The organism is Tardiphaga sp. OK246 (genome assembly GCF_900188215.1).
Lineage (GTDB): Bacteria > Pseudomonadota > Alphaproteobacteria > Rhizobiales > Xanthobacteraceae > Tardiphaga > Tardiphaga robiniae.
This window is the reverse complement of record NZ_FZOX01000001.1, coordinates 1,232,742-1,259,137: the sequence shown is the minus strand read 5'-3', so window position 1 is coordinate 1,259,137 and position 26,396 is coordinate 1,232,742. Positions and strand designations below refer to the sequence as shown.

The following is a 26,396-nucleotide window of genomic DNA, read 5'->3' as shown; positions in this document are numbered from 1 at the left end:
ATATTTTGCAGAAATGCTGGATTTTCCGAGCGTTAGCCTATAATTGAGCGCTGCGCAGCAAGCGCATTTCCAGCCCATTACAGGTTCCATGACCGCGCCGCGTAAGCTGCATATCAAATCCTACGGCTGCCAGATGAACGTCTACGATGCCCAGCGCATGGTGGACACGCTGGCGCCGGAAGGCTTCGTCGAGACGGCCAATGTCGACGACGCGGATCTGGTGATCCTCAACACCTGCCACATCCGCGAGAAGGCGTCCGAGAAGGTCTATTCGGAGCTCGGCAAGCTGCGCGTCGCCAAGGCGGAAGCCGCGCAGGCCGGACGCAAGATGAACGTGGTCGTCGCCGGCTGCGTCGCGCAGGCCGAGGGCAACGAGATCATTCGCCGCGCGCCTGTTGTCGATGTCGTGGTCGGGCCGCAGAGCTATCACAACCTGCCTGAGCTGCTGAAGCAGGCGAAAGCCGGCGGCCGCGCGCTCGACACCGAATTTCCGGTCGAGGACAAGTTCGGCTTCCTGCCGCCGCCGAAACCGGCAGCGATTCGCGCCCGCGGCATTTCCTCTTTCGTGACCGTGCAGGAAGGCTGCGACAAGTTCTGCACCTTCTGCGTGGTGCCCTATACCCGTGGCTCCGAAGTCTCGCGCCCTGTGGCGAAAATCATCGACGACGTGCAGCGGCTCGCCGACAACGGCGTGCGCGAGATCACGCTGATCGGCCAGAACGTCAACGGCTATCACGGCGAGGGTCCCGACGGCCGCCCGTGGGCGCTGGGCACACTGCTTTATCGCCTCGCCGAGATTCCCGGCATCGCGCGGCTGCGCTATTCCACCAGCCATCCCCGCGATGTCGAGGACACGCTGATCGCGGCGCATCGCGATTTGCCGGAGCTGATGCCCTTCGTGCATCTGCCGGTGCAGTCGGGTTCCGACCGGATTCTGGCGGCCATGAACCGGAAACATACAGCCGAAGATTATCGCCGCGTCATCGACCGTTTTCGCGACGCGCGGCAAGACATTGCTTTTACTTCTGATTTCATCGTGGGCTTCCCGGGCGAGACCGAGGAAGATTTTGCAGCCACGCTCGCGCTCGTCACACAAATCGGATACGCTGGCGCTTATTCGTTCAAGTATTCGCCGCGTCCGGGAACGCCGGCCGCGGATTTGCAGGAGACGGTGTCACAGGCTGACATGGACGAGCGATTGGTGCGGCTTCAGAACCTGATCGACAGCCAGCAATCGGCCTTCAACGCGGCCACGATTGGACGCACTGTGGATGTGCTGTTCGAACGCAAGGCGCGCAATCCCGGCCAGATCGTCGGTCGCACCGCTTACCTGCAGCCGGCCCATGTGATGGCTTCTGACGACATCATCGGCCAGGTGCTTCCGGTCACCATTGAGAGCCTTGAGCGCTACAGCCTGCTCGGCAGCCTCGCATCATCTCCAATTGCTAGTTCTCCAGTACCACCAGTGTTGCAGCCAGTCCGTTCTCACACCGTCACGGGAGCCTGAATTCTTGGCCAAAAGCGCATCGGATTCGTCTACGCTCGCTGTTCGCAAACTCGATACTCCACCGCAGGCCGAGACGCAGGTCGTCATCGACTTTGATGACAACCGGGCGGCCTCTTCGCTGGTCGGGCCTTATGGCCAGAACCTCGCGATCATCGAACGCCGGCTGAATGTCGTCGTCGATTCCCGCGGCAACCACATCACCCTCACCGGTACCCGCGACGCCTGCGATGCCGCACGGCGTGTGCTCGAAACGCTCTATGCGCAGGCAGTGCAGGGCCATGACCTTGCCCCCGGCGATGTCGAAGGCACGATCCGCGCGACGCTGGCGCAAGGCACGCTGTTTCCGTTCGATCCCAAGGGGTCGAAAGCAGCCGCCTCGAACTTCGACACCATCAATCTGCGCAAGCGCCCGGTACGTGCCCGCACCGCGACGCAGGACGCCTATATCCGCGCGCTGAGAAGCAACGAGCTGGTTTTCGGCATCGGCCCCGCCGGTACCGGCAAGACCTGGCTTGCGGTTGCGCAAGCGGCGATGCTGTTCGAGCGCAAGGAAGTCGATCGCATCATCCTGTCGCGTCCGGCGGTGGAAGCCGGCGAAAGGCTCGGCTTCCTGCCCGGCGATATGCGCGAGAAGGTCGATCCCTATCTGCGCCCTATCTATGACGCATTGTATGACCTGATGGACGGGCGCATTGTCGAACGCGCGTTGCAGACCGGCGAAATCGAAATCGCGCCGCTTGCGTTCATGCGCGGTCGCACGCTGACCAATGCCGCAATCATTCTCGACGAAGCGCAGAACACCACCTCAATGCAGATGAAAATGTTTCTGACGCGTCTGGGCGAGAACAGCCGCATGATCATCACCGGAGATCCCTCGCAGGTCGACTTGCCCAACGGCCAGACCTCGGGTCTCGCCGAGGCCGCGCGTCTGCTCGACGGCGTGCAAGGCATCTCGCAGGTGAAATTCACCGGCGAAGACGTGGTCCGCCACGAACTCGTGGCCCGCATCGTCGCCGCCTACGAAGGAACGCCGCAGAAGGCGGTCGCTACAAAGACCTGATGACACACTCATACGCTGACGGCGGACCCGGAATCGGGTCCGTTCGCGAAAGAAGTTCGATACCGATGCCGACCTATTCATCTCCCGCGACAGAGGTTCTTGTTGTCGCCGATTGCTGGTCTGCGGAGGCCGATGCCGACGCCGTGATTCACCGCGCCATCGAAGCTGCCGCCGCCATGGTCGATACCGATACGGCCGACGCCGAACTCGCCATCATGCTCACCGACGATGCCGGCATCCGCACGCTGAACCAGAACTGGCGTGGCATCGACAAGCCGACCAACGTCCTGTCATTTCCGGCGCTGCAGCCGCCCGAAGGCGCAGACGAGCCCGATGACATGCCGCGCATGCTCGGCGACATCGCCATTGCCTACGAGACCACGCGCCGCGAGGCTGACGAAGAAGAGAAGAGCTTCGCCAACCATCTCAGCCATCTCGCCATTCACGGTTTTCTGCATCTGGTCGGTTACGATCATGAGAAGGACGACGAAGCCGACGAGATGGAAGCGATGGAGCGCGAGATCCTGGCAACGCTCGGGATCCCGGACCCCTATGCAGATCAGGATCGGGTGACCTGAGATGCCGGACGGCGACACTAGAAGCGATCATTCGAAGACCTCAAGCAATCTGCCTGCGGTGGTTCACGACGGCGAGGTCATGCGCCCGACGTCGGAGACCTGGCTGACCCGCGCGATCCGCTCGCTGTTCGGCTGGAAGCCGGGCTCGGTGCGTGCCGACCTGCAAGTCGTGCTCGACGCCTCCGCGCCGGACGAGACCGGCTTCTCCACCATCGAGCGCACGATGTTGCGCAATATTTTGGGGCTCAACGAGCGCCGCATCGCCGACGTCATGGTGCATCGCGCCGATATTATCGCGGTGAAGCAGGATATCTCGCTCGGCGAATTGATGGGCCTGTTCGAGAGAGCGGCGCATTCGCGCCTGGTCGTATTCAACGAAACCCTCGACGATCCCGTCGGCATCGTCCATATCCGCGACCTGCTGGCATACATGACCGTGAAGGCGCGCAACGTCGTGCCGTCGACAGCCAAAAAGAAGAAAGTGTTTCCCGCGGGCCTCGACCTGCGTTCGGTCGATCTGGCGCAGACCGTCGTTGACACCGGCATCATCCGCAAGCTGCTCTACGTGCCGCCATCAATGCGCGCCATCGATCTGCTCGCGCAAATGCAGGCAGCACGCATCCATCTCGCACTCGTTGTCGACGAATATGGCGGCACCGACGGCCTCGTCTCTATCGAGGACATCGTCGAGCAGATCGTCGGCGAGATCGATGACGAACACGACAGCGACGAGCCGCCATCCATTGTCAGGCAGGGCGACAGCTTCATCGCCGATGCACGCGCCAGCCTCGATGACGTGCGCGCCATGATCGGTGAAGAATTCGAGACCGGCGAAGACGGCGAGGAAGTCGAAACGCTCGGCGGCTATCTCGTCACCCATGTCGGCCGTTTGCCCGTGCGCGGCGAAGTGATTTCCGGCCCTGGTAATTTCGAGATCGAAGTGCTCGATGCCGATCCGCGCCGCGTCAAGCGATTGCGCGTCGGCCCCCGCAAGGAGCGGCCTGCGCCGCGCACCCGCGAGCCGCGCCGCCGCGATACGACGTCGGACACCGGCGCGGCACCGTCCAATGACAATGTGAATACGCCTCCATCAGGCGACAGCGCGGGAACGCCGTGACATCACGCAGCCTGCGCTCGGTCGCACTCAGCATCATTCTCGCTTGGGGTTGGAAGCGCGCAGGCATCGCGCTGCTGGCCGGCGCGGTATCGTCGCTGGCGATGGCGCCGTTCAACGCCTGGCCGGTGCTGTTCATCACGTTCCCCGTCGTCGTCTGGCTGATCGATGGCGCCGCCGCCGGCAAGATGCGCGGCATTCCCGCGGCCGCCATGGCGGGCTGGTGGTTCGGTTTCGGCTATTTCGTGCCAGGCCTATACTGGATCGGCTACGCTTTCCTCGTCGACGCGCAGACCTTCGCATGGCTGTTGCCCGCCGCGATCTGCGGCCTGCCCGCCTATCTCGCGCTGTTCACTGCGATCGGCTTCGCGCTGGCACGCCTGCTCTGGACCAAGGATGCCAGCCGCATCTTCGCGCTCGCCGCCAGCCTGACGATCGGCGAATGGCTGCGCGGCCATGTGCTGACGGGCTTTCCCTGGAATGCGTTCGGCTATGCACTCACCGAACCGCTCGCGCTGGCGCAGAGCGCATCGCTGGTCGGCCTCTGGGGACTGACATTTATCACTGTAGCGATCTTTGCATCGCCTGCGGTTCTGATCGACGGACGCTCGCGCACGCAGCGGCCGTGGCTGGCGCCGGCGCTTGCGCTGGTGCTGCTCGTCGTGATGGGCACCTATGGCATGGCCCGGCTGTCGCGCACCCCGACGCAGCTCGTCGCCAATGTGAAGCTGCGCATCATGCAGCCGAACCTGTCGCAAGACACGCGCTTCAACTATTCCGCCAAGGCGGACGTCATGAGCAAATATCTTGCGCTGTCGGACCGCGCGACGGGTCCGCAGAATTCAGGCGTCGGTGCAGCCAATATCCTGATCTGGCCGGAATCCGCATTCCCGTTCTTCCTGTCGCGCGAACCCGATGCGATGGCGCAGATCGCCAATCTGCTGCCGAAGGGCACCGTGCTGGTCACCGGCGCGGTGCGCCCGCCGGATGCGCCGCTCGGCGTACGCATCACGCAGGCCTATAATTCCATTTACGTGATCGACCATGACGGCAGCATCCTGTCGACCTACGACAAACTTCATCTGGTGCCGTTCGGCGAGTATCTGCCGTTCCAGAGCTTCATGGAGAAGATCGGCTTCCAGCAATTGACCAAAGTCCATGGCGGCTTCATTCCCGGCACGCGCCGGAAGCCAATGGACATTCCCGGCGCGCCGCGCATGCTGCCGCTGATCTGCTACGAGGCGGTTTTCCCGGACGATATCACCACGCGCAACGATCGGCCGGGCTGGATCGTCAATCTCACCAATGATGGCTGGTTCGGGATTTCCACGGGCCCCTATCAGCACCTGCAGCAAAGCCGTGTCCGCGCCATCGAGGAAGGCCTGCCGCTGGTTCGCGCTGCGAACACCGGCATTTCCGTCGTGGTCGACCCCGTCGGCCGCCTGATCGCGCGGCTCGATCTCGGTGTCGAAGGCGTGCTGGATTCGGGATTACCAGCGGCCATTTCGCCGACGGTCTACTCGAAAATCGGCGATATTCCCGCCGCGATGTTTGTCGCGCTCGCGATCATTTTCGCCGTTCGGCGGCGTACGCCGGTACGCCACTAGCTTGATACTTGAAGCATTTGATATAGCTTGCAAGCTAGCTTTCGCCGCCTACCGAACAACCCTCTCGATGTGATTGCTTTTTAAGCTAGCTTTGTAAGCTTTATTTCTCACCTATTGAGAAATAAAGGTGCAGTGGCTTAAATTTTCCGCTTAGGAAAATTTGCGCGGTTGTTATAATCCACTAGGATACCTTTGGTTACAACCGAAGCCGCCCTAAATGACGGATTGCCACGCATGATCCGTCTCCCTTGATGTGATCCAGGAGTAATTGAGATGTCGACGAAAGCGCCCAATCCTGTTGACAAATATGTCGGCAGCCGTGTGCGCATGCGGCGCATTATGCTCGGCATGAGTCAGGAAAAGCTGGGCGAAGCCCTCGGTCTGACGTTTCAGCAAGTTCAGAAATACGAGAAGGGCACCAACCGCGTCGGCGCCAGCCGGCTGCAGCAGATTTCGGAAATTCTGCAGGTCCCCGTCTCGTTCCTGTTCGAAGGCGGCCCCGGCGCGATCCATAACGGCGAAGGCTTCGCTGAAGCGTCCTCGCCTGCCTATGTCTCCGACTTCCTCGCCACCTCCGAAGGCCTCGCTCTGACCCGCGCCTTCACGCGCATCACCGATGCCAAGCTCCGCCGCAGCATCGTCGACCTGGTCGAACAGATCGCTTCGCGCGAAGCCCCGGATCAGCGCTAAAATCACGGTAGTTTCAACGGAAATTCGTCATCGCGCCTGATGGCGCCGATGGCGTTTCGGCTGTATCACTCGCGCGCGATGACCACAGCCAATTCCAATCATAACGATCACGATGCCCCCGCTGATGCGGGTGCGTCCACGCCTGCCGAGAGCGGCCATTACACCGGCTCGTTCTTCGGACGCCGCAAGGGCCACAAGCTGCGCGACCATCAGGCCGATCTGATGGCGACGCTGCTGCCGGCGCTCACCGTCGACATCGCACATCCGGCACCTGACGATATTCGCACGCTGTTCGGCACTGATATCGAGACCGTGCGTCTGGAGATCGGCTTCGGCGGCGGCGAACATCTCGTCGCGGAAGCACTGGCGCGTCCCGACATCGGCTTCATCGGCTGCGAGCCCTACATCAACGGCATGGCGAAGATTCTGACGCAGATCGAGGCGCAGAACATCGGCAATATCCGCCTCGTCGCCGGCGACGCCGCCGAACTTCTCACATGGGCACCGGCACAATCGCTGTCACGCATCGACCTGATCCATCCGGATCCCTGGCCGAAGAAGCGTCACTGGAAGCGCCGCTTCGTGCAGGACGCAACACTGGCTGCGATGGCGCGCGTGCTGAAGCCGTCAGGCGAATTTCGTTTCGTGCATGACATTCCGGATTACGTCGCGTGGACACTCTGGCATGTGTCGCGATCGCCGGATTTCATCTGGACTGCAGAGCGCGCCGATGACTGGCGCCTGCCATGGCCGAACTACACCATGACGCGCTACGGCCGCAAAGCCACGCGTGAGGGCCGCATTGCGGCCTATCTCATCTTCAAGAGAAGCTGATATCGCAAGCGGTAGCCCGGATGAGCGAAGCAACATCCGGGGTCTGCGCCTGCCTCACCCGCATGTCGCTGCGCTCATGCGGGCTACAGGTCACAGCATGTTCGGCAACACACGATCCGGCGGCTTGTGATTGTCGAGGAAGGCACGGATGTTGATGATGACCTTCTCGCCCATCTCGACACGGCCTTCGATCGTCGCCGAGCCCATATGCGGCAACAATACCACTTTGCCGGCGCGCGCGAGCCGCACCAGTTTCGGACTCACCGCGGGCTCGTGCTCGAACACGTCGAGCGCGGCACCGGCAATGTCACCCGACTCGATCAGCTTGATCATCGTCTCTTCATCGATCACCTCGCCGCGCGCGGTGTTGACGATATAGGCGTCCTTGCGGATCAGCTTGAGACGGCGCGCCGACAGCAGGTGGAACGTCGCCGGCGTATGCGGACAGTTCACCGAGATGATGTCCATGCGCGCCAGCATCTGGTCGAGCGAATCCCAATAGGTCGCACCGAGTTCTTCGGCGATCTTCGGCGCGACAGGTTTGCGGTTGTGATAGTGGATCTGTAGCCCGAAGGCGCGGGCGCGGCGCGCCACGGCCTGGCCGATACGGCCCATACCGATGATGCCGAGTCGCTTGCCCCCTAACCGCTTGCCCAGCATCCAGGTCGGCGACCAGCCCTGCCAGTCCTTGCCTTCGGTCAGAATCGAGGCACCCTCGATCAGCCGGCGCGGCACCGCGAGAATCATCGACATGGTCATGTCGGCGGTGTCTTCAGTGAGCACCTTCGGCGTGTTGGTGACGGTGATGCCGCGGGCATGGGCCGCGACGACATCGATATTGTCGACGCCGTTGCCAAAATTGGCGATCAGCCTGAGCTTGCAGTCGGGATGCTCGAGCAGTTCCTTGGTGATCTCGTCGGTGACGGTTGGCACCAGCACGTCGGCGGTGCGGGTCGCTTCAGCGAGTTGCTCGGGCGTCAGCGGCGTGTCGTCGAGATTGATGTGCGCATCGAACAGTTCGCGCATACGGGTCTCGATCGAGTCCGGCAGCTTGCGCGTGACGATGACGAGAGGCTTTTTCTTGACCGACATGTCCTGCTCACTCGCGCTTTGGCTAATCCGTTCAGTCCGCATTAACCCGGTTGTTCGAAACTGCCGCAGCCGCGAATTCACCGTTTCCTCGGGTTCCCCGACACCCTTTTTGGTGCCTTGGCCTTCGGTCCTCTCTAGCAGAAGACCAAGCCAAAACAAGAACCCAACAGGCGCGTGCGGCGCGGCGGCACTTGCGTTCTTTGGATTGGGTTGAGGTGGGGTTGATGGCGTTCCGGCGATTTGCGTGTGCGATGTTGGCGATGGGTACTCTGATCGCGGCAGCAATCGATCCGGCTCTCGCTGCCAAGGACACGCCGCTGGGCGCCAGCGGCCTGCCGGTGCCGCGCTACGTCAGCCTCAAGTCGGATCACGTTAATGTCCGCGCCGGCCCCACTAAGGACAATGATGTCGCCTGGGTCTATACTCGCTCCGGCCTGCCGGTGGAGATCACCGCCGAATACGAGAACTGGCGCCGCGTTCGTGATTCCGAGGGCGCCGAGGGCTGGGTCTATCACTCGCTGCTGTCCGGCCGCCGCACCGCGGTCGTGACCATGAAATCCAAGGACGAACTCGCCTCGATCTACGACAATCCGGATGCGACCAGCGCCGTCGCCGCGCGGTTACAGGCGGGTGTCGTGGCGCAGGTAAAGCGCTGCAACAATGGCTGGTGCCGGGTGATCGGCAACGGCTTTGATGGCTGGATCGAACAGCAACGGCTATGGGGCGTCTACGCCGACGAGAAGGTGAACTGAGCATATCCCGCATCGGGAGCTTGACCTGCGCCGGCGCAGTGGTCGCCATGGCAGCGCTGTCATGGTCCGGCCCGGCTCGTGCGCAATCCGCCACTGAGACGTGTCTGGCTGTGGATCAGCGGCTGTCTGGTGATGCGACCCTTCCGCGCACCGTGGCTGCGCTCAAAACCGGTGGCCCGCTCAAGATCGTCGCCATGGGCTCGTCCTCGACGCTCGGCCTGTGGCAATCCGACCCCGCCAAAACCTATCCCGGCATGCTGCAGAGCGAGCTGCAACACCTGAAGCCGGGACTGCGGCTGGAGGTCATCAATAGTGGGCGGAACGCCGACACGATCCCGGGCAATATCGCCCGCTTCGACCGCGATGTGCTGGCGCATCGCCCGGATCTCGTGATTTGGCAGATCGGCACCAATGACGTGACCTGGCTGCAAAGCGCTGACAGCCTGACCGGCAGGATCGTCGAGGGCATCCGCCTGCTGAAGGCTGACGGCGCCGACGTGATCCTGATGGATCAGCAATACGCGCCGGTCATTCTCGCATCGCAATATTCCAAGATGCAGGCGAGCATAGCTGACGCCGCCCGGCAGGAACGCGTACCGCTGTTCTCACGCTTCGAGCTGATGCGCCGTGCAGTAGACGCAGGGCTCTCCATGGGAGCGCTAACGGCCTGGGACGGACTACACAATTCCGCAGCCGGCTACGAATGCACCGGTCGCTCCCTCGCCCGCGCGATCGTGGCGACAACTGCAGCTGGCGAGCAAACACCGCCGAGAACGGTTCGGCGGCGCAAATAACTTCAGAATTTGGATAAAGCCGTTAGCGCTTTTTGCGCAGACGAACGACCATGTCGATGCGGCTGATCTCGAAGCCCTCGGGGACTTCCGGCATCTTGGTCAGCACGAGGTTCTGGTCCGGAATATCGACCAGCTCGTGGTTGTTCTCAAGATAGTAGTGGTGATGCGAGGTCACATTGGTATCGAAATAGGTCTTCGTACCATCGACGCTGACCTGACGAAGCAGGCCGGAATCCGTGAGCTGATTGAGCGTGTTGTAAACGGTCGCCAGCGACACCGGCACCTTGGCGAGAGTCGCTTCCTCGTACAGCATTTCCGCAGTGAGATGACGCGCGCCCTTGCCGAACAGCAGCCAGCCCAGCGCCATGCGTTGACGGGTGGGTCGCAGACCGACCGACTGCAGCATCTCGTTGACGTCATGCCACGGGCAACCAGTCAAAGCCGGCTGACGGCCGTGATTGATTTCCGCAACTGCAGCTGCGTCATCCAGAACTGAAACGCTGTCGCTCATATCCACGTCAGTAATCCTGCCGTTCACACTCAAAAAGAACACTGAATTAGCCTTCTATTATAGAAAGGCGGGGCCTCAGATGCAAGGTTTTCGCAACTAGGAGCCATGCATCAGAAGGGATGCTTCCGCAGTGCATCGCAACATGGTCAATAACCCGCCAAAAGCAGGCGATCCGCCGCTTTGCCGCCCCATAAGCCTATGATAGAGAGCGCCCAACCGGGGCAAGTTCCCGTGTCATTTGGAACAATTCTATATGTGGCGACTCGACCCGGGTAGCCACCACCATCGATGGACCCAGAAAGCCGGCATGATCCAGGAACAACGCAACAGCTACGCATATGAAGACCTGCTGGCCTGCGGCCGCGGCGAGCTGTTCGGACCAGGCAATGCTCAATTGCCGCTGCCGCCGATGCTGATGTTCGACCGCATCACCGAGATCACGGCTGATGGCGGCGAATTCGGCAAGGGTCTCGTGCGCGCTGAACTCGACGTCAATTCGGACCTCTGGTTCTTTGCCTGCCACTTCAAGGGCGATCCGGTCATGCCGGGCTGCCTCGGCCTGGACGCCATGTGGCAGATGGTCGGGTTCTTTCTGGGCTGGTCGGGCGGCATCGGCCCCGGACGTGCGCTCGGGCTCAGCGAGCTGAAGTTTTCCGGCCAGGTTCTCCCGAACGTCAAAAAGGTCGTGTACACCATCGATATCAAGCGCGTGATGCGTTCAAAATTGTGGTTGGGGATTGCCGACGGCTCGCTTTCGGCCGATGGCGAGATTATCTATCGCGCCAAGGACCTGAAGGTCGGCCTGTTCAAGCAGGAAGCACCTGCCGCATTGCAGCCGGGAACGTGATCTACCGGGTGCCATTCCACGGCGGTCTCCGAGGGGGCGACCGCCAGTTCCACAACAACGTAATTCAAAGGGCGAGGCGATCATGAGGCGGGTTGTCGTCACGGGGATGGGCATTGTCTCATCTATCGGAAACAACACTCAGGAAGTGCTTGCGAGCCTCCATGAGGCAAAGTCGGGCATCACGCGCGCCGACAAATATGCAGAGCTCGGTTTCCGTTCGCAGGTGCAAGGCGCACCGACCATCAATCCGGCCGATGTGATCGACCGCCGCGCGATGCGGTTCCTCGGCGAAGGCGCCGCGTGGAATCACATCGCCATGGAACAGGCGATCCAGGACTCCGGTCTCGAAGAGTCGGATATCTCGAACGAGCGCACCGGCATCATCATGGGCTCGGGCGGACCTTCCGCGCGCACCATCGTCGAAGCCGCGGACATCACGCGAACGAAGGGTCCGAAGCGCGTTGGTCCGTTCGCGGTGCCGAAGGCGATGTCCTCGACGGCATCCGCCACGCTCGCGACCTGGTTCAAGATCAAGGGCGTGAACTATTCGATCTCTTCGGCCTGCGCGACCTCGAACCACTGCATCGGCAATGCCTATGAGATGATCCAGTGGGGCAAGCAGGACGTCGTATTCGCCGGCGGCTGCGAAGAGCTCGACTGGTCGCTCTCGGTGCTGTTCGACGCCATGGGCGCAATGTCCTCGAAGTATAACGACACCCCATCGACGGCCTCGCGTCCCTATGACGTCAGCCGTGACGGCTTTGTCATCGCCGGCGGCGCCGGCGTGGTCGTGGTCGAAGAACTCGAGCACGCAAAAGCACGCGGCGCCAAGATCTATGGCGAAATCATCGGCTACGGCGCCACCTCGGACGGTTACGACATGGTCGCCCCGTCGGGCGAAGGCGCAGAGCGTTGCATGAAGATGGCGCTGGCCACCACCGGCGGCATCAAGATCGATTACATCAACCCGCATGCGACGTCGACGCCTGCCGGCGATCCGCCGGAAATGCAGGCGATCCGCAACGTATTCGGCACGGGCGAGAAATGCCCGCCGATTTCAGCGACCAAGGCCCTCACCGGCCACTCGCTCGGCGCCACCGGCGTACAGGAAGCAATCTACTCGCTGCTGATGATGCAGAACGGGTTTATCTGCGAGAGCGGCAACATCACCGAACTCGATCCGGTGTTCGCCGACATGCCGATCGTGCGCAAGCGCATCGACAATGTGAAGGTCGGCACCGTGCTGTCGAACTCCTTCGGCTTCGGCGGCACCAACGCCACGCTGGTCTTCAAGCGGATGGACGCATAGCGCTATGCCATCACTGATGCAGGGCAAGCGCGGATTGATCATGGGCGTCGCCAATGATCATTCGATCGCGTGGGGAATCGCCAAGGCCCTGCATGCGCAGGGTGCCGAACTGGCTTTCACCTATCAAGGCGATGCGCTTGGCAAGCGCGTCAAGCCGCTGGCGGAATCGCTCAATGCGGATCTGATCCTGCCCTGCGACGTCGAGGACATCGCCAGCGTCGATGCTACGTTCTCTGCGATCAAGGAAAAATGGGGCGGGCTGGATTTCCTGGTTCACGCTATCGGCTTCTCCGACAAGAACGAACTCAAGGGGCGCTACGCCGACACCACGCGTGCGAACTTCTCGCGCACCATGGTGATCTCCTGCTTCTCCTTCACCGAAGTCGCCAAGCGCGCGTCGGAAATCATGAAGCCCGGCAGCGCCATGATCACGCTAACTTTTGGCGGATCGACCCGCGTGATGCCGAACTACAATGTCATGGGCGTTGCCAAGGCCGCTCTCGAAGCCTCGGTGCGTTATCTCGCATCTGACTTTGGCCGCCAGGGCATTCGCGTCAACGCGGTGTCGGCTGGCCCGGTACGCACACTGGCCGGCTCGGGCATCGGCGATTCCCGCGCGATGTTCGCATTCCAGCAGAAGCATTCGCCGCTCGGCCGCGGCGTAACACTGGAAGAACTCGGCGGCACTGCGCTGTATCTGCTGTCGGATCTTTCCGGCGGCGTGACCGGCGAAACGCATTTCGTCGACTCCGGCTACAACATCATCTCGATGCCGCATCCGGATGCGTTGAAGGCAGACGCAAGCGAGTAATTCGCCTTACGTCTTTTCCCCCGATGCAAATTCCATTGCCCGCTGGAAGGCCGGACGAGCGCTGCAACGGTCGAGATAGCGCTCGAACGCCGGGCGCGACGGGACCATCTTGAAATTGCGCACGGCAAAGTTCAGTCCTGAACCGATGGCGATATCGGCGGCAGAGAATTGTGCGCCAAGAATCCATGGACCTTCATCAAGCGCGGCTTCGAGCACATCGAACACGCGCTGCGCATCACCCCAGCCCGCGGCCACCGGATTCAGCTCCATCTTGGTCGCGATCTGTGCGATCGCCGGTTCGATACAGCCCGGCGCAAAGAACAGCCAGTAGAGATACTTCGCACGATGCGAGTCGCCGAGCGGGGGCGCCAGCTTCGCTTCGGGATAGCGCTCGGCCACATAAGCGCAAATCGCCGCAGCCTCGGCCATGGTGGCGTCGCCATCCTGCAAAGCCGGCACCTTGCCCATCGGATTGACGGCGAGGAATTCCAGCGTGCGCTGCGCACCGGTGGAGATATCGGTCAGCACGCGCTCATAGGCGACGCCGGTTTCCTCCATCAGCCAAAGCGCCGTGAATGAGCGCGAGCGCGGCGACCAGTAGAGTTTCATCATCTGGAGATCCTCCGGAGAAACATTTTGCCATTTGTGCGGGGATTCGGAGAAAGCTGCAAGACGCAGAGCGCTCAGACTCTTCGAAACTCTCATCGCCGCGAAAGCGGGATCCAGTAACCGGCAGTGTCAGTGATGACAGTTGAGTATGACGCGGCGCGACAAGAAAAAGCCCCCGCGACATAGTCGCAGGGGCTTTCATATTCACGATGGCGGGCCGAGGTTACTCAGCCGCCTGCAGTATCGGCTTCTCGACAAGATCGAAACGATCCGCGTTCATCACCTTCACCCAAGCCTTGACGAAGTCCTTCACGAACTTCTGCTTGGCGTCGGCGCTTGCATAGACCTCCGCGAAGGCACGCAGCTGCGAGTGCGAACCGAAGACCAGATCGGCGCGTGTACCGGTCCACCTGACTTCGCCGCTCTTGCGATCACGTCCCTCGTACACATTGTTCGAGCCATCGACCGCCTTCCACTCCGTGCTCATGTCGAGCAGGTTGATGAAGAAGTCGTTGGTCAACGTCTCCGGTGTCTTGGTGAAGACACCGCGCACGGACTGCCCGGAATTCGCACCAAGTACTCGCAAGCCGCCGACGAGAACCGTCATTTCCGGAGCAGTCAGCGTCAGCAATTGCGCGCGATCCACCAAAGATACTTCGGCCGGTACGGCCGACGTGGCCTTGAGGTAGTTACGGAAGCCGTCCGCGACCGGTTCCATCACCTCGAAGGATTCCACATCGGTTTGCGCCCGCGAGGCGTCGCCGCGCCCCGGAGAGAACGGAACGGTCACATCCAGGCCAGCATCCTTCGCGGCTTTCTCGACCGCCGCGCTGCCGCCGAGGACGATCAGGTCGGCAAGCGAAACCTGCTTGTCACCAGATTGCGCCGCGTTGAACTCCTTCCGGATTCCATCGAGCACCTGCAACACCTTGGCTAGCTGAGCCGGCTGGTTGACCTCCCAGTCCTTCTGGGGGGCCAGACGGATACGCGCGCCGTTGGCACCGCCACGCTTGTCGCCACCACGGAAGGTGGAGGCCGAAGCCCAGGCCGTGCTGACCAATTCGGACACGGTCAGGCCCGATGCCAGCAGCTTGGCCTTGAGCGCAGAGACGTCGGTGTCGTCGATCACCGGATAGTCAACCGCAGGGATCGGATCCTGCCAGATCAACTCTTCCTTGGGCACTTCCGGACCGAGATAACGCACGCGCGGACCCATGTCGCGATGAGTCAGCTTGAACCAGGCCCGAGCAAAAGCTTCAGCGAAGGCCTGCGGATTCTGCAGGAAGCGGCGTGAGATTTTCTCATAGGCCGGGTCCAGACGCAGGGACAGATCCGTCGTGAGCATGGTCGGCTTGTGCTTCTTCGATGGATCATGCGCGTCGGGGATCACTTCCTCGGCGTCCTTGGCCTCCCACTGGATGGCCCCACCGGGGCTGCGGGTCTGCACCCATTCATACTTGAACAGGTTCTCGAAGAAGAAGTTGCTCCACTGCGCCGGCGTCTGCGTCCAGGTGACCTCAATGCCGCTACCAACGGCGTCTGCACCGGATCCAGTACCGTAGTTGCTCGCCCAGCCAAGACCCTGCGCTTCCAGGCCGGCAGCTTCAGGCTCCGGACCCTTGTGGGACTCAGGCGCAGCGCCATGGGTCTTACCGAAGGTGTGACCGCCGGCGATCAGCGCCACGGTTTCCTCGTCGTTCATCGCCATGCGCTTGAAGGTCTCGCGGATGAAGCTGGCCGCCGCAACCGGATCGCCGCTGGCGCCCGGACCTTCCGGATTCACATAGATCAGGCCCATTTCCGTGGCACCGAGCGGAGCTTCGAACTTGTCGAGCGACCGGTGGGACAGCCACGTGGATTCGGGGCCCCAGTTCACGTCCTGATCAGGCTCCCAGACGTCGGCGCGACCGCCGGCGAAACCGAAGGTGCGAAAACCCATGGTCTCCAGCGCCACGTTGCCGGTCAGGATCAGCAGGTCGGCCCACGAAATCTTGTTGCCGTATTTCTGCTTGATCGGCCACAGGAGGCGGCGTGACTTGTCGATGTTGACGTTGTCCGGCCAAGAATTGAGCGGAGCGAAACGCTGCTGACCGCGACCGCCACCGCCGCGGCCATCGCTGAGCCGATAGGTGCCGGCAGCGTGCCACGACATGCGGATGAACTGCGGACCGTAATGTCCGAAATCAGCCGGCCACCAATCCTGCGAATCGGTCATCAGCTTGCGCAGGTCGTTTTTCAACGCCTCGTAATCAAGCTTCTTGAATTCCTCGGCGTAGTTGAACGCATCGCCCATCGGATCGGACAGCGACGAGTGCTGGTGGAGAATCGACAGGTCTAGCTTGTTCGGCCACCAGTCACGATTGGCCCGGGCAGCGGGGGCATGCGCAACGGGGCACTTGCCGGCACCATTCTCATTCGTCGTGTCCATCAGTCTCTCCTTCTGGCTGTTTGGAATATGAGCCGTCCCAGGCAACACCGACACACCGGATCGCCACCAAAAACCCGCTCAAATTTTCCAAAAGCTGTCTAATTTCAATTATCTGCCGAATTCCTCAGCGAGCCTGGCGCTCACCATAGTCGGACTTCGTGACGAGAGATTGGAAGAATTCTTAGATCAGGTCCAGTCGAATTGTCTTCGCTTCCCGATCAGTTTATCTGATAATCCATGATGACGCTCCGCCAGCTCCGCTATCTCGCCGCTCTTGCCAAACACGGCCATTTCGGCCGCGCGGCCGAGGCCTGCAACGTCACCCAGCCTGCGCTGTCGATGCAGATACGCGACCTCGAACGGACGCTGGGCGTCAAGGTGGTGGAGCGTCGGCCCGGCGAGGTGATGCTGACCGATGTCGGGCGCGAAGTGGCGCGGCGCGGCGAGGACGTGCTGGCGGCCTCGCGCGATCTGGTGGACTTTGCGCGGCATCGCGGCGGACTCCTGACCGGGCGGCTGACGCTGGGCGTGATCCCGTCGCTCGCGCCGTATCTGCTGCCGCGGATCCTGCCGGTGCTACAGAAACAGTTTCCGGAATTGCGGCTGGAGCTGCGCGAGACGCAGACCAGGCAACTGGTCGACGATATCAAGTCAGGCGCACTCGATGCTGCGATGCTGGCGCTGCCGCTTGGCGAGCCCGAGATCGACACGGCCAAGCTGTTCGACGATCTGTTCCTGCTCGCGGTGCCGGCAGACGATCCCCGCCCCGCCGACAAACGCATCAAGGCGATGGAGATCGACCAGAGTCGACTGATCCTGCTGGAAGACGGCCACTGCCTGCGCGATCAGGCGCTGGCCTTCTGCGCCACCGCAGCGCGCGGCCATCAGTCCGGCGGCAACGGCATGGCCTTCGCTGCGTCCAGCCTCTCCACGGTGATGCAGATGGTCGCCAGCGGCTATGGCGTGACATTGATCCCGCAGATCGCCGCCGATGTCGAACAACGCGACCAGCGCGTCAAATTCCTGCGGTTGGAGAATCCGCAGCCCGGCCGCACCATCGGCCTCGCCTTTCGCCGGACGTCTCCGCGCAAGGCGGACTTCGCCGCATTGGGCAATGTGGTGAAGGACAGCGTTATCGGCTGATCGTGATGGACCGCAAAAGAAAACGCACCGGCGCGGCTGCGCCGATGCGTTTCCGGACGAGCGAAGCGATCGCGCCTAGCTCTTCTGCTTGGCGATGACCTTGTCCTTGATGCCGTCATAGGTCTTCTCGGGCACGATCTTCTTCTGCACGAGTTCGTCCTTGCCCTTATACGGACGGCCTTTGACGATGGCCGCCGAATAGGCCTTGCCGATACCGGGCAGAGCCTCGAGCGCCTCGACACTCGCCGAGTTGAGATCGAGCAGTTCAGCCTTCGGTGCCGGAGCCATCTTCGATTCGCTGGCAGGCGCCATCTTGGATGTGGCGGCCGGAGCCATCTTGCCGGCGGGAGCAGCAGGCTGCGGCGACTGCGCCATCGACGGCGCGGATGCGAGCAGACCCAGAGTGAGAGCGGCAGCGGTCAAAGTAGCAAATTTGAAATGGCGCATCGTGGTGTCCCTCCAAGGACGGTTAAGTAACGCCATCAAGCTAGCTGCGGATTCATGGCGCCGCCATGGCGCGAAAATGAACCGCAGATAAAAGCTGAAGTTTATTTTGGTAGTTAAGCCGGCTTGCTCATGATGAGGATTGCGCTCAGGACCCTGCCTGCAGCGCCTTGTCGATCTCGACCTTCAGCACGCGCTCGTAATTCTCCTGCGTGATGCCGCCGACCATCTTGTAGGCGATGCGACCGTCGCGGCCGACGATGAAGGTTTCGGGCACGCCATAGACACCCCATTCGATCGCGGCGCGTCCGTTGCCATCGACGCCAACGATGCCGAACGGATTGCCGTAACGACCGAGAAAGCGGCGCGCGTTGTCCGGTGCGTCCTTGTAGTTGATGCCGACCAGTTGCAGCCGTTTGTCCTTGCCGAGTTCTGTCAGCAGCGGTGCCTCCTCGTGGCACGGCACGCACCACGACGCCCAGACATTGACGAGACTGACCTTGCCCTTAAAGGCCGCGGGATCGAGGCCCGGCACCGGCGCGCCGCTATCGGTGAGGCCATCCAGCGCGGGCAACGCCGTCTGCGGGGCGGCGCGGCCGATCAATGCCGAGGGCAGTTTCGCAGGGTCGGCTCCGAGCCGAAACCAGAACAGCCCTGCGAGCGCGGCAAAGATCAGCAGAGGCAGTGCCAGCACCCAGCGGCGCTTTGGAGTGGCTTGCGTGGTCATGTGAGATCCGTCGCGCCACGACCCGAGCGCCGCGCCACGCCGGAGGATTCCAACTCATGCAGCCGCGCGCGGACGCGACGATGATCGATGGCGATCCACACGATGAGGATCAGCACCACCGCTGCGACCAGCGCGTAGGACGTGACGATGAAAGATGCGTGGGGACCAAGCGCCATCACGGGAGTGCCACCGGCTTTGAGGCCTGCAGCATCTGCAGCGCACGCAGGCGGCGCCGCAGGATCTCGTTACGCATGGCCGCGAGATGCAGTGTGATGAACAGCAGCGAGAATGCCACCGCCATCACCAGCAGTGGGATCAGAAACGACTTGTCGAGCGACGAGCCGCCCATCTTCATCACCGACGCAGGCTGATGCAGCGTATTCCACCAATCGACCGAGAACTTGATGATCGGAATATTGATGGCGCCGACCAAGGTCAGCACCGCAGCGGCGCGCGCCGCCCGCGATGGATCTTCGACGGCGCGCCACAGCGCGATCAGGCCGAGATACATCAGAAACAGAATGAGCACCGAAGTCAGTCGGGCGTCCCATTCCCAATAGGTACCCCACATCGGCCGGCCCCACAACGAACCCGTGACCAATGCGAGAAAGGTGAAGGCCGCGCCGATCGGTGCTGCGGATTTGGCGGCGACGTCGGCGAGCGGATGCCGCCACACCAGCGTGCCCAGCGATGCCACGCTCATGACCCCCCAGACGAACATCGATAGCCAGGCGTTCGGCACATGGATGAACATGATCTTGACGGTGGCGCCCTGCTGATAGTCATCGGGGGCCATGGCCGACTGATACAAGCCGATCGCAAGCAGAATGCCCGTCGCCATCGCCAGCCACGGCAGGATGCGGGTGGCGAGCGACAGGAACCGGGTTGGATTGGCGAGTTCGGTCAGCGTCATGACATTTCCAATAGTCGCGGCCCTGTCCGCGATCAATGCAACTTATTCTCGTTCAACACGGCTCGCGACGAGTTGACCCAGGTCAATCCAGTGTCTCAGCCTGTCGTGATCCATCCAACTGTCTCAATCCAGTCCATGCCGCAGGCTCGCCGCCGCCGCGAAAGGCCCGATCACGAGGCTCGCCAGCGATAGCGCGCAGAGGATCGAGAATGGCGTCGAGAATGACAACTGTCCGGCGATGGCCGCATTGGAGGCCGCAACGCCGAAAATCAGCACCGGTATCGATAACGGCAACACCAGCACCGCCAGCAAGAGCCCTCCGCGCTGCAGGGTCACCGCCAGCGCGGCCCCGATCATGCCGGTGAAGGTCAGCGCCGGCGTGCCCGCCAACAGCGTCAGGGCGACCGCCAGCGTCGCCGGTCCGTCGAGATTGAGCAGCAGCCCCAACACTGGCGTCGCGACGATCAGCGGCACGCCCGCGGCCAGCCAGTGTGCAAGAGCCTTGGCGGCGCAGGCGAGTTCCAGTGGCGTCCGGCTCATCAGAATGAGATCCAGCGAGCCATCGTCGTGATCGGCGGTAAACAACCGGTCCAGCGTCAGCAGGCTCGCGAGCAGCGCCCCGAGCCATAGAATCGCCGGCCCCAGCCGTGCCAGCAACGCCAGATCCGGCCCCAGCGCGAAAGGCATCAGCACGACAACCGTCAGAAAAAACAGCACACCGATCAGCGCCCCGCCACCAACCCGGACGGCAATGCGGATGTCGCGTCGAATCAACGCGCCGAGGGCACTCACGCCTCGCCCCCGATGCGCAACTCCCGTGCAGGAATACCAAGTGGGCCATGGGTCGCAGCGATAATCAGACCGCCGGTTGCGAGATGATCCGTCATCAGTCCCGCGAATACCCGCTGACTGACCAGATCGAGCGCCGCTGTCGGCTCGTCGAGCAGCCAGATCGGCCGGCGGACGGTCAGCAGACGCGCAATCGACAGCCGGCGACGCTGGCCGGCCGACAAGAAACCCGCGGGCAATGCTGCGGCATGGGAGAGACCTACTGCTGCAATGCACGTGGCTGGATCGGCCGGCGTGCCACCGAGGAAGTCGGCCCAGAAGGTCAGGTTTTCCGTCACCGTCAAAGCCGGCTTCATGGCGTCGCGGTGGCCCAGGTAATGGGCCTGTTCGGCAACGGTCATTTCGCCGTCGCCGCCCTCGAGAGTGATGGAGCCCTCGGCCGGCGCCAGCAGGCCTGCGATCAACCGCAGCAATGAGGTTTTGCCTGCCCCGTTAGGGCCAATGACCGCCACTGCCTTGCCTGCCGTGGCATCGAAATCGAGCCCGGCGAAGACTTCGCGGCCGCCCCGCAGGCATCGTAAATTGCGCCCCGAGAGCCGCATCTTAACCCTTCCATGACCATCTGATTTGGCTCAGAGGTCGCCGCGGCGTTGTTGCATCATTTCGCAGGGCTGCAAACGATTGTCGATATGGCAGCGGTTCTAGAAAGATTCTATAAGTCGGAACTTGATGCAGCACACAATCGGCGCCTGCGAGCAAACCGGCCTTCTCCGCCGACGGTGTCTCGGTACCATTTTCCGGGTATCGGTCAACTGAATTGGGACCCCTTCACATGACCTCGCTCGACAGTTTCAGGTGCCAAAAAACCCTCAAGGTGGGCGCTAAAACTTACGTGTACTACAGCCTGCCGCTCGCTGAGAAAAACGGTCTGACGGGCATTTCGAAGCTGCCGTATTCGATGAAGGTCCTGCTCGAGAATCTGCTGCGCAACGAGGACGGCCGCAGCGTCAAGAAGGAAGACATCGTTGCTTTCTCGAAATGGCTGAAGAAGCGCAAGCTTGAGCACGAAATCTCGTTCCGCCCTGCGCGCGTGCTGATGCAGGACTTCACTGGCGTCCCCGCGGTAGTCGATCTTGCTGCCATGCGCAACGCGATGCAGGCGCTGAAGGGCGATCCCAAGAAGATCAACCCGCTGGTCCCGGTCGATCTGGTCATCGACCACTCGGTGATCGTGAACTTCTTCGGTGACAACAAGGCGTTCGGCAAGAACGTCGCCGAAGAGTACAAGCAGAACAAGGAGCGCTACGAGTTCCTGAAGTGGGGCCAGAGCGCGTTCTCGAATTTCTCTGTCGTGCCGCCCGGCACCGGCATCTGCCACCAGGTCAATCTCGAATATCTCGCCCAGACCGTCTGGACGAAGAAGCAGAAGATGACGGTCGGCAAGAAGACCGCCACCTTCGAGGTCGCCTATCCGGACACGCTGGTCGGCACCGACTCGCACACCACCATGGTCAACGGCCTCGCCGTGCTCGGGTGGGGCGTCGGCGGCATCGAGGCGGAAGCCGCGATGCTCGGCCAGCCGCAGTCGATGCTGCTGCCCGACGTGGTCGGCTTCAAGCTGTCGGGCGCACTCAAGGAAGGCGTCACCGCCACCGACCTCGTGCTCACCGTCACCCAGATGCTGCGCAAGCAGGGCGTCGTCGGCAAGTTCGTGGAATTCTACGGCCCCGGCCTCGACGCCATGTCGGTCGCTGACAAGGCGACAATCGGAAATATGGCGCCGGAATATGGCGCGACCTGCGGCTTCTTCCCGGTCGATGCCGCCACCATCGACTATCTGAAAACTTCGGGCCGCAAATCGGCGCGTGTCGCACTGGTTGCCGCTTATGCCAAGGCGCAGGGCCTGTACCGCACCGCCAAGTCGCCCGATCCGGTGTTCACCGAAACGCTGAAGCTCGATCTCGGCGACGTCGTACCCTCGATGGCCGGCCCGAAGCGTCCGGAAGGCCGCGTCGCACTGCCCGCCATCGCCGAAGGCTTCTCTGCCGCGCTAACCACCGAATACAAGAAGCCGGATAGCCACAACGCGCGCTTCCCCGTCGAGGGCAAGAACTTCGATGTCGGCCATGGCGACGTGGTGATCGCTGCCATCACCTCCTGCACCAACACCTCGAATCCGAGCGTGCTGATCGCCGCCGGCCTGCTGGCACGTAACGCCGTGGCCAAGGGCCTCAAGACCAAGCCGTGGGTGAAGACCTCGCTGGCGCCGGGCTCGCAGGTCGTCGCTGAATATCTCGCCAATTCCGGCTTGCAGCTCGATCTCGACAAGATCGGCTTCAACCTCGTCGGCTTCGGCTGCACCACCTGTATCGGCAATTCCGGCCCGCTGCCGCCGGAGATTTCGAAATCGATCAACGACAACGGCATCGTTGCCGCAGCGGTTCTTTCGGGCAACCGTAACTTCGAGGGTCGCGTCTCGCCGGACGTGCAGGCAAACTATCTCGCCTCGCCGCCGCTGGTCGTCGCGCACGCACTTGCCGGTACGGTGACCAAGAATCTAGCGGTCGAGCCGATCGGCGAAGGCAAGGATGGCAAGCCGGTGTTCCTGAAAGACATCTGGCCGACCACGAAGGATATCAACGCCTTCATCAAGAAGTACGTGACGTCGACTATCTTCAAGAAGAAGTACGCAAACGTGTTCGACGGCGACGCCAACTGGCGCAAGATCAAGACGGTCGAGAGCGAGACCTACAAGTGGAACATGGGTTCGACCTATGTGCAGAACCCACCCTACTTCGAAGGCATGAAGAAGGAACCGGAGCCGACCACCGACATCATCGATGCGCGCATCCTGGCTCTGTTCGGCGACAAGATCACTACCGACCACATCTCGCCTGCCGGTTCGATCAAGCTCACCTCACCCGCGGGCAAGTATCTGTCGGAGCACCAGGTGCGCCCGGCCGACTTCAACCAGTACGGCACGCGCCGCGGCAACCACGAAGTGATGATGCGCGGCACCTTTGCCAATATCCGCATCAAGAACTTCATGATGCAGGGTGCTGACGGCAACGTGCCGGAAGGCGGCATGACCAAGCACTGGCCCGATGGCGAAGCCATGTCGATCTACGACGCCGCGATGAAGTATCAGGCCGAACAAGTGCCGCTGGTCGTGTTCGGCGGTGCCGAATACGGCAACGGTTCGTCGCGCGACTGGGCTGCGAAGGGCACCCGTTTGCTCGGCGTTCGCGCCGTGATTACCGAAAGCTTCGAACGTATTCATCGATCCAATCTGGTCGGCATGGGCATTCTGCCGCTAACCTTCGAGAACGGCTCATCGTGGAAGAAACTCGGCCTCAAGGGCGACGAGAAGGTCACGATCCGCGGCCTGACCGGCGACATCAAGCCGCGCCAGCAGATGGTGGCGGAAATCGTGTCGGCCGATGGCTCACTCCACAAGGAGACGCTGCTCTGCCGCATCGATACGCTGGACGAGCTCGAATATTACCGCAATGGCGGCATCCTGCATTACGTGCTGCGTCAGCTTGCAGCCTGACGCCCATACGTGGTGTGACGTAGTGCCTCACCGCGAAGTGAGTGGCTAGTGAACAGAAGGCGGCCTATGAAGGGCCGCCTTCTGGCGTTTGAGGGCATGAACGTGTTAGCGACACCAATGTGTGACACCGTCTGTTATGTGTCTCACCTCGAGCGTGGCAAAACCTCATGAAATCCTTTGGCGGCATATCGCAGTGGACCGGCGCGCTCAGCGTGTGCGCCGCCATTGCAGCAAGCGGTAGCGCGCTGGCCCAGCCTAGGGCCGTGGTGGAGCTGTTTACCTCGCAAGGTTGCTCGTCCTGCCCGCCTGCAGACAAGATCATCGGCGACCTCGCCAAAGACCCGTCCGTGATCGCATTGAGCATGCCGATCGACTACTGGGACTACCTGGGCTGGAAGGACACGCTGGCCGACTCGCGTTTCAGCGCGCGGCAGAAGGCCTATTCACAGATGCGCGGTGATCGCGACGTCTACACGCCGCAAGTCGTCGTCAACGGCGCCACTCAGGTGATCGGCAGCGATGCCGATCGTATCCAGGGCGCGATCAGCGAAACCAAGAAAGGCACCGTGATGACGGTGCCGGTGTCGATGTCGGTTTCCGGCAAACACGTCAACGTGTCCGTTGCCGCATCGAGCAATGCGCCGGATACGGCGCATGGCGAAGTCTGGATCTGTTCCGTGTCGAAGGCAGTGCCGATCACGGTCGGGCGCGGCGAGAATCGCGGCAAGCAACTGACCTACTACAATGTCGTCCGGAACTGGCTGAAGGTCGGTGACTGGACCGGCAACGCCGCCAACTGGACGCTGCCGCTGGAGAACATCTCCAGGGATGGTGTCGATGCCGCCGTCGTTTATGTGCAAGACGGCACGCGCGACAAGCCCGGCGCGATGCGCGGCGCGGCCTATACGTCGCTACAGTAAGTCTTCAGATTGATAACTTCGGTAGCTGCTGCGCTTACGCGTGGCATGCCCGCACCATTGTGAGCCCTCGGCGAAGACTGGATTGCTTCGTCGCTTCGCCTATCGCAATGACGCTTGATGGTCTCGCAAAAGCATCCACCAAAAAGAAAAGGACCAACTTGCGTTGGCCCAGTGGGGATTAACTTCCTGCGCAGGGTCCGATCCCAACGACCGCGGGGGGCTGGGGGCTGAGGAATCCGAGACCGGAAGAACCGGACCCGACGCAGTATCTTCTTGTCGCAATCCAGAAGGGCGCCCAATGGGCCAAAATTTGGCGGCAATAAGATTCACCTGACGTTCCCGTGACGGGAAATTTCTACCATCAGCCCTGCGGATCGGCCCTTGCAGAGGACCGCGGTCGGCGCGATCATGTCGGCGATATGACAGGAGGCGCTGCATGAACGTGATTCCGGGAGATACTGAGCCCACCGAGAATCGCGCGGCGACGGGCTCCGCCGCCGCCGCGCCCGTCGTCAGCTTCAACCGCCTTGAGCTCAGCCGCATCCTCAATCTGTACGGCCGTATGGTCTCCGACGGTGAGTGGCGCGATTACGCCATCGACTTTCTGCGCGACCGCGCGGTGTTCTCGGTGTTCCGCCGCTCGTCGGAAGTGCCGCTCTATCGCATCGAGAAAGATCCGCGACTGGCGCGCAAGCAGGGCATGTATAGCGTGATTTCGGCCAGCGGCATGATTCTGCGCCGCGGCCAAGAACTCGACCGCGTGCTCCTGGTGATCGATCGCAAGCTGGCGGTGGTGTAATCGATTCGCAGAGCGTCAGGGCAGCGTGCGGGCGCCGTCGCCAAGTGCGAGCTGCATCGAAACGGTGTCAAGCCAGCGATCGAACTTGAACCCGACATCGGTATGCACCCCAACCATCTGAAATCCGGCATTGCGATGAACCGCGATGGAGCCGGCATTCGCGCTGTCACCGATCACGGCGACCATCTGGCGGTAGCCGCGGCTCTCGCATTCGGCGATCAACCGCGCGAGAAGTTTGCCGCCAACGCCTCGCCGTTGGGCTTTCGGATCGAGATAAATCGAATTCTCGACGGTAAAGCGATAGGCCGGTCGCGGGCGATGCGCGCTGGCATAGGCATAGCCGACAACCCGGCCTTCCAGCACAGCCGCGAGATACGGATAGCCCCCGCTCACCATCCCCTCGAAACGCCGCGTCATCTCGGCCAAATCTGGCGGGATCAGTTCGAACGTGGCCGTGCCGAACTGCACCGCCTCGGCATAGATCGCGGTGATCGCGGGCAGATCTGCCGCCGTGGCGGGCCTGATTTCAATATCGGACATGGCGCTGAGACTATTTTTGCTCCAC

Annotated in this window: 27 protein-coding genes; 16 read left to right on the top strand and 11 right to left on the bottom strand. The window is 61.9% G+C overall.

Going from position 1 to position 26,396, the window contains the following annotated elements:
• The first annotated feature begins 88 nt into the window (after nt 1–88).
• The 7 genes from miaB to CHC01_RS06090 all read left to right on the top strand — a co-directional run bounded on the left by miaB (nt 89) and on the right by CHC01_RS06090 (nt 7,390).
• Nucleotides 89–1,507, top strand: coding sequence for a tRNA (N6-isopentenyl adenosine(37)-C2)-methylthiotransferase MiaB (miaB, locus tag CHC01_RS06120; RefSeq protein WP_089263325.1), 1,419 nt, complete (start codon nt 89–91; stop codon nt 1,505–1,507).
• Between the two features lie 4 nt (nt 1,508–1,511).
• The gene (locus tag CHC01_RS06115) at nt 1,512–2,567 is read left to right on the top strand and encodes a PhoH family protein (protein WP_068730036.1); all 1,056 of its coding nucleotides are present in this window, start codon (nt 1,512–1,514) and stop codon (nt 2,565–2,567) included.
• A gap of 65 nt (nt 2,568–2,632) precedes the next feature.
• Nucleotides 2,633–3,145, top strand: coding sequence for an rRNA maturation RNase YbeY (gene ybeY / locus CHC01_RS06110; protein WP_089263323.1), 513 nt, complete (start codon nt 2,633–2,635; stop codon nt 3,143–3,145).
• Between the two features lies 1 nt (nt 3,146).
• A complete protein-coding gene (locus CHC01_RS06105) occupies nt 3,147–4,262 on the top strand; it encodes a hemolysin family protein (RefSeq protein WP_089263321.1) in 1,116 nt (371 codons plus the stop codon).
• Nucleotides 4,259–5,866: an apolipoprotein N-acyltransferase gene (gene lnt, locus CHC01_RS06100; RefSeq protein WP_089263319.1), complete on the top strand. Its 1,608-nt coding sequence runs from the start codon at nt 4,259–4,261 to the stop codon at nt 5,864–5,866. The genes CHC01_RS06105 and lnt overlap by 4 nt, the downstream gene beginning before the upstream one ends.
• A 273-nt stretch (nt 5,867–6,139) precedes the next feature.
• Complete coding sequence (locus tag CHC01_RS06095; protein WP_068730045.1) at nt 6,140–6,556, top strand: helix-turn-helix domain-containing protein; 417 nt, start codon at nt 6,140–6,142, stop codon at nt 6,554–6,556.
• A gap of 78 nt (nt 6,557–6,634) precedes the next feature.
• Nucleotides 6,635–7,390, top strand: coding sequence for a tRNA (guanine(46)-N(7))-methyltransferase TrmB (locus tag CHC01_RS06090; protein WP_089263686.1), 756 nt, complete (start codon nt 6,635–6,637; stop codon nt 7,388–7,390).
• A gap of 90 nt (nt 7,391–7,480) precedes the next feature.
• On the opposite strand, the gene CHC01_RS06085 is transcribed toward CHC01_RS06090, so the two are convergent.
• Nucleotides 7,481–8,482 (bottom strand): 2-hydroxyacid dehydrogenase, encoded by a 1,002-nt coding sequence (locus CHC01_RS06085; protein WP_068730047.1) that lies wholly within the window; start codon nt 8,480–8,482, stop codon nt 7,481–7,483.
• A 224-nt stretch (nt 8,483–8,706) separates the two neighbouring features.
• Between CHC01_RS06085 and CHC01_RS06080 the strand changes: the two genes are divergently transcribed.
• Nucleotides 8,707–9,234, top strand: coding sequence for an SH3 domain-containing protein (locus CHC01_RS06080; RefSeq protein ID WP_068730049.1), 528 nt, complete (start codon nt 8,707–8,709; stop codon nt 9,232–9,234).
• 47 nt (nt 9,235–9,281) lie between these two features.
• Nucleotides 9,282–10,028 carry an SGNH/GDSL hydrolase family protein gene (locus tag CHC01_RS06075; protein WP_089263685.1) on the top strand — a complete coding sequence of 249 codons (747 nt, stop codon included), beginning with the start codon at nt 9,282–9,284 and terminating at the stop codon, nt 10,026–10,028.
• Between the two features lie 22 nt (nt 10,029–10,050).
• Here CHC01_RS06075 and irrA read toward each other — a convergent pair whose 3' ends face one another.
• Nucleotides 10,051–10,539, bottom strand: a complete 489-nt coding sequence (gene irrA / locus CHC01_RS06070) for an iron response transcriptional regulator IrrA (protein WP_089263317.1) — start codon at nt 10,537–10,539, stop codon at nt 10,051–10,053.
• Between the two features lie 307 nt (nt 10,540–10,846).
• Here irrA and fabA point away from each other — a divergent pair, with 307 nt between their 5' ends.
• The 3 genes from fabA (at nt 10,847) to fabI (ending at nt 13,506) form a co-directional block, all read left to right on the top strand.
• Nucleotides 10,847–11,386, top strand: coding sequence for a bifunctional 3-hydroxydecanoyl-ACP dehydratase/trans-2-decenoyl-ACP isomerase (fabA, locus tag CHC01_RS06065; protein WP_210269351.1), 540 nt, complete (start codon nt 10,847–10,849; stop codon nt 11,384–11,386).
• Nucleotides 11,387–11,468: 82 nt separating this feature from the next.
• Complete coding sequence (fabB, locus tag CHC01_RS06060; protein ID WP_068730055.1) at nt 11,469–12,695, top strand: beta-ketoacyl-ACP synthase I; 1,227 nt, start codon at nt 11,469–11,471, stop codon at nt 12,693–12,695.
• 4 nt (nt 12,696–12,699) lie between these two features.
• Entirely contained in the window at nt 12,700–13,506 is an 807-nt protein-coding gene (fabI, locus tag CHC01_RS06055; RefSeq protein ID WP_089263315.1) for an enoyl-ACP reductase FabI, read from the top strand.
• A 6-nt stretch (nt 13,507–13,512) separates the two neighbouring features.
• On the opposite strand, the gene CHC01_RS06050 is transcribed toward fabI, so the two are convergent.
• Both CHC01_RS06050 and katG read right to left on the bottom strand, forming a co-directional pair.
• The gene (locus CHC01_RS06050; protein ID WP_089263313.1) at nt 13,513–14,118 is read right to left on the bottom strand and encodes a glutathione S-transferase family protein; all 606 of its coding nucleotides are present in this window, start codon (nt 14,116–14,118) and stop codon (nt 13,513–13,515) included.
• Nucleotides 14,119–14,338: 220 nt separating this feature from the next.
• Nucleotides 14,339–16,543 (bottom strand): catalase/peroxidase HPI, encoded by a 2,205-nt coding sequence (gene katG, locus CHC01_RS06045; protein WP_089263311.1) that lies wholly within the window; start codon nt 16,541–16,543, stop codon nt 14,339–14,341.
• 237 nt (nt 16,544–16,780) lie between these two features.
• Here katG and CHC01_RS06040 point away from each other — a divergent pair, with 237 nt between their 5' ends.
• Nucleotides 16,781–17,686 (top strand): LysR substrate-binding domain-containing protein, encoded by a 906-nt coding sequence (locus CHC01_RS06040; RefSeq protein ID WP_089263309.1) that lies wholly within the window; start codon nt 16,781–16,783, stop codon nt 17,684–17,686.
• A gap of 75 nt (nt 17,687–17,761) precedes the next feature.
• Here the strand turns inward: CHC01_RS06040 and CHC01_RS06035 are convergent, their stop codons facing one another.
• From CHC01_RS06035 to ccmA, 6 genes are all read right to left on the bottom strand, one after another.
• Nucleotides 17,762–18,133 (bottom strand): ComEA family DNA-binding protein, encoded by a 372-nt coding sequence (locus CHC01_RS06035; RefSeq protein WP_089263307.1) that lies wholly within the window; start codon nt 18,131–18,133, stop codon nt 17,762–17,764.
• 145 nt (nt 18,134–18,278) lie between these two features.
• Nucleotides 18,279–18,857 carry a DsbE family thiol:disulfide interchange protein gene (locus tag CHC01_RS06030; protein WP_089263305.1) on the bottom strand — a complete coding sequence of 193 codons (579 nt, stop codon included), beginning with the start codon at nt 18,855–18,857 and terminating at the stop codon, nt 18,279–18,281.
• On the bottom strand, nt 18,854–19,033 hold the full coding sequence (gene ccmD, locus CHC01_RS06025; RefSeq protein ID WP_089263303.1) for a heme exporter protein CcmD: 180 nt from the start codon (nt 19,031–19,033) through the stop codon (nt 18,854–18,856). The genes CHC01_RS06030 and ccmD overlap by 4 nt, the downstream gene beginning before the upstream one ends.
• A complete protein-coding gene (locus CHC01_RS06020) occupies nt 19,033–19,770 on the bottom strand; it encodes a heme ABC transporter permease (protein WP_089263301.1) in 738 nt (245 codons plus the stop codon). The genes ccmD and CHC01_RS06020 overlap by 1 nt, the downstream gene beginning before the upstream one ends.
• A gap of 123 nt (nt 19,771–19,893) precedes the next feature.
• On the bottom strand, nt 19,894–20,562 hold the full coding sequence (gene ccmB, locus CHC01_RS06015; protein ID WP_089263299.1) for a heme exporter protein CcmB: 669 nt from the start codon (nt 20,560–20,562) through the stop codon (nt 19,894–19,896).
• Complete coding sequence (gene ccmA, locus CHC01_RS06010) at nt 20,559–21,161, bottom strand: heme ABC exporter ATP-binding protein CcmA (RefSeq protein WP_089263297.1); 603 nt, start codon at nt 21,159–21,161, stop codon at nt 20,559–20,561. Before ccmA ends, ccmB begins: the two co-directional genes overlap by 4 nt.
• Nucleotides 21,162–21,391: 230 nt before the next feature.
• Between ccmA and acnA the strand changes: the two genes are divergently transcribed.
• The 3 genes from acnA to CHC01_RS05995 all read left to right on the top strand — a co-directional run bounded on the left by acnA (nt 21,392) and on the right by CHC01_RS05995 (nt 25,831).
• Nucleotides 21,392–24,112, top strand: coding sequence for an aconitate hydratase AcnA (gene acnA / locus CHC01_RS06005; RefSeq protein WP_089263295.1), 2,721 nt, complete (start codon nt 21,392–21,394; stop codon nt 24,110–24,112).
• 167 nt (nt 24,113–24,279) lie between these two features.
• Nucleotides 24,280–25,032 carry a DUF1223 domain-containing protein gene (locus tag CHC01_RS06000; RefSeq protein WP_089263293.1) on the top strand — a complete coding sequence of 251 codons (753 nt, stop codon included), beginning with the start codon at nt 24,280–24,282 and terminating at the stop codon, nt 25,030–25,032.
• Between the two features lie 436 nt (nt 25,033–25,468).
• Complete coding sequence (locus tag CHC01_RS05995) at nt 25,469–25,831, top strand: DUF2794 domain-containing protein (protein ID WP_089263291.1); 363 nt, start codon at nt 25,469–25,471, stop codon at nt 25,829–25,831.
• Nucleotides 25,832–25,846: 15 nt separating this feature from the next.
• On the opposite strand, the gene CHC01_RS05990 is transcribed toward CHC01_RS05995, so the two are convergent.
• Entirely contained in the window at nt 25,847–26,371 is a 525-nt protein-coding gene (locus tag CHC01_RS05990; RefSeq protein ID WP_089263290.1) for a GNAT family N-acetyltransferase, read from the bottom strand.
• Between the last annotated feature and the right edge of the window lie 25 nt (nt 26,372–26,396).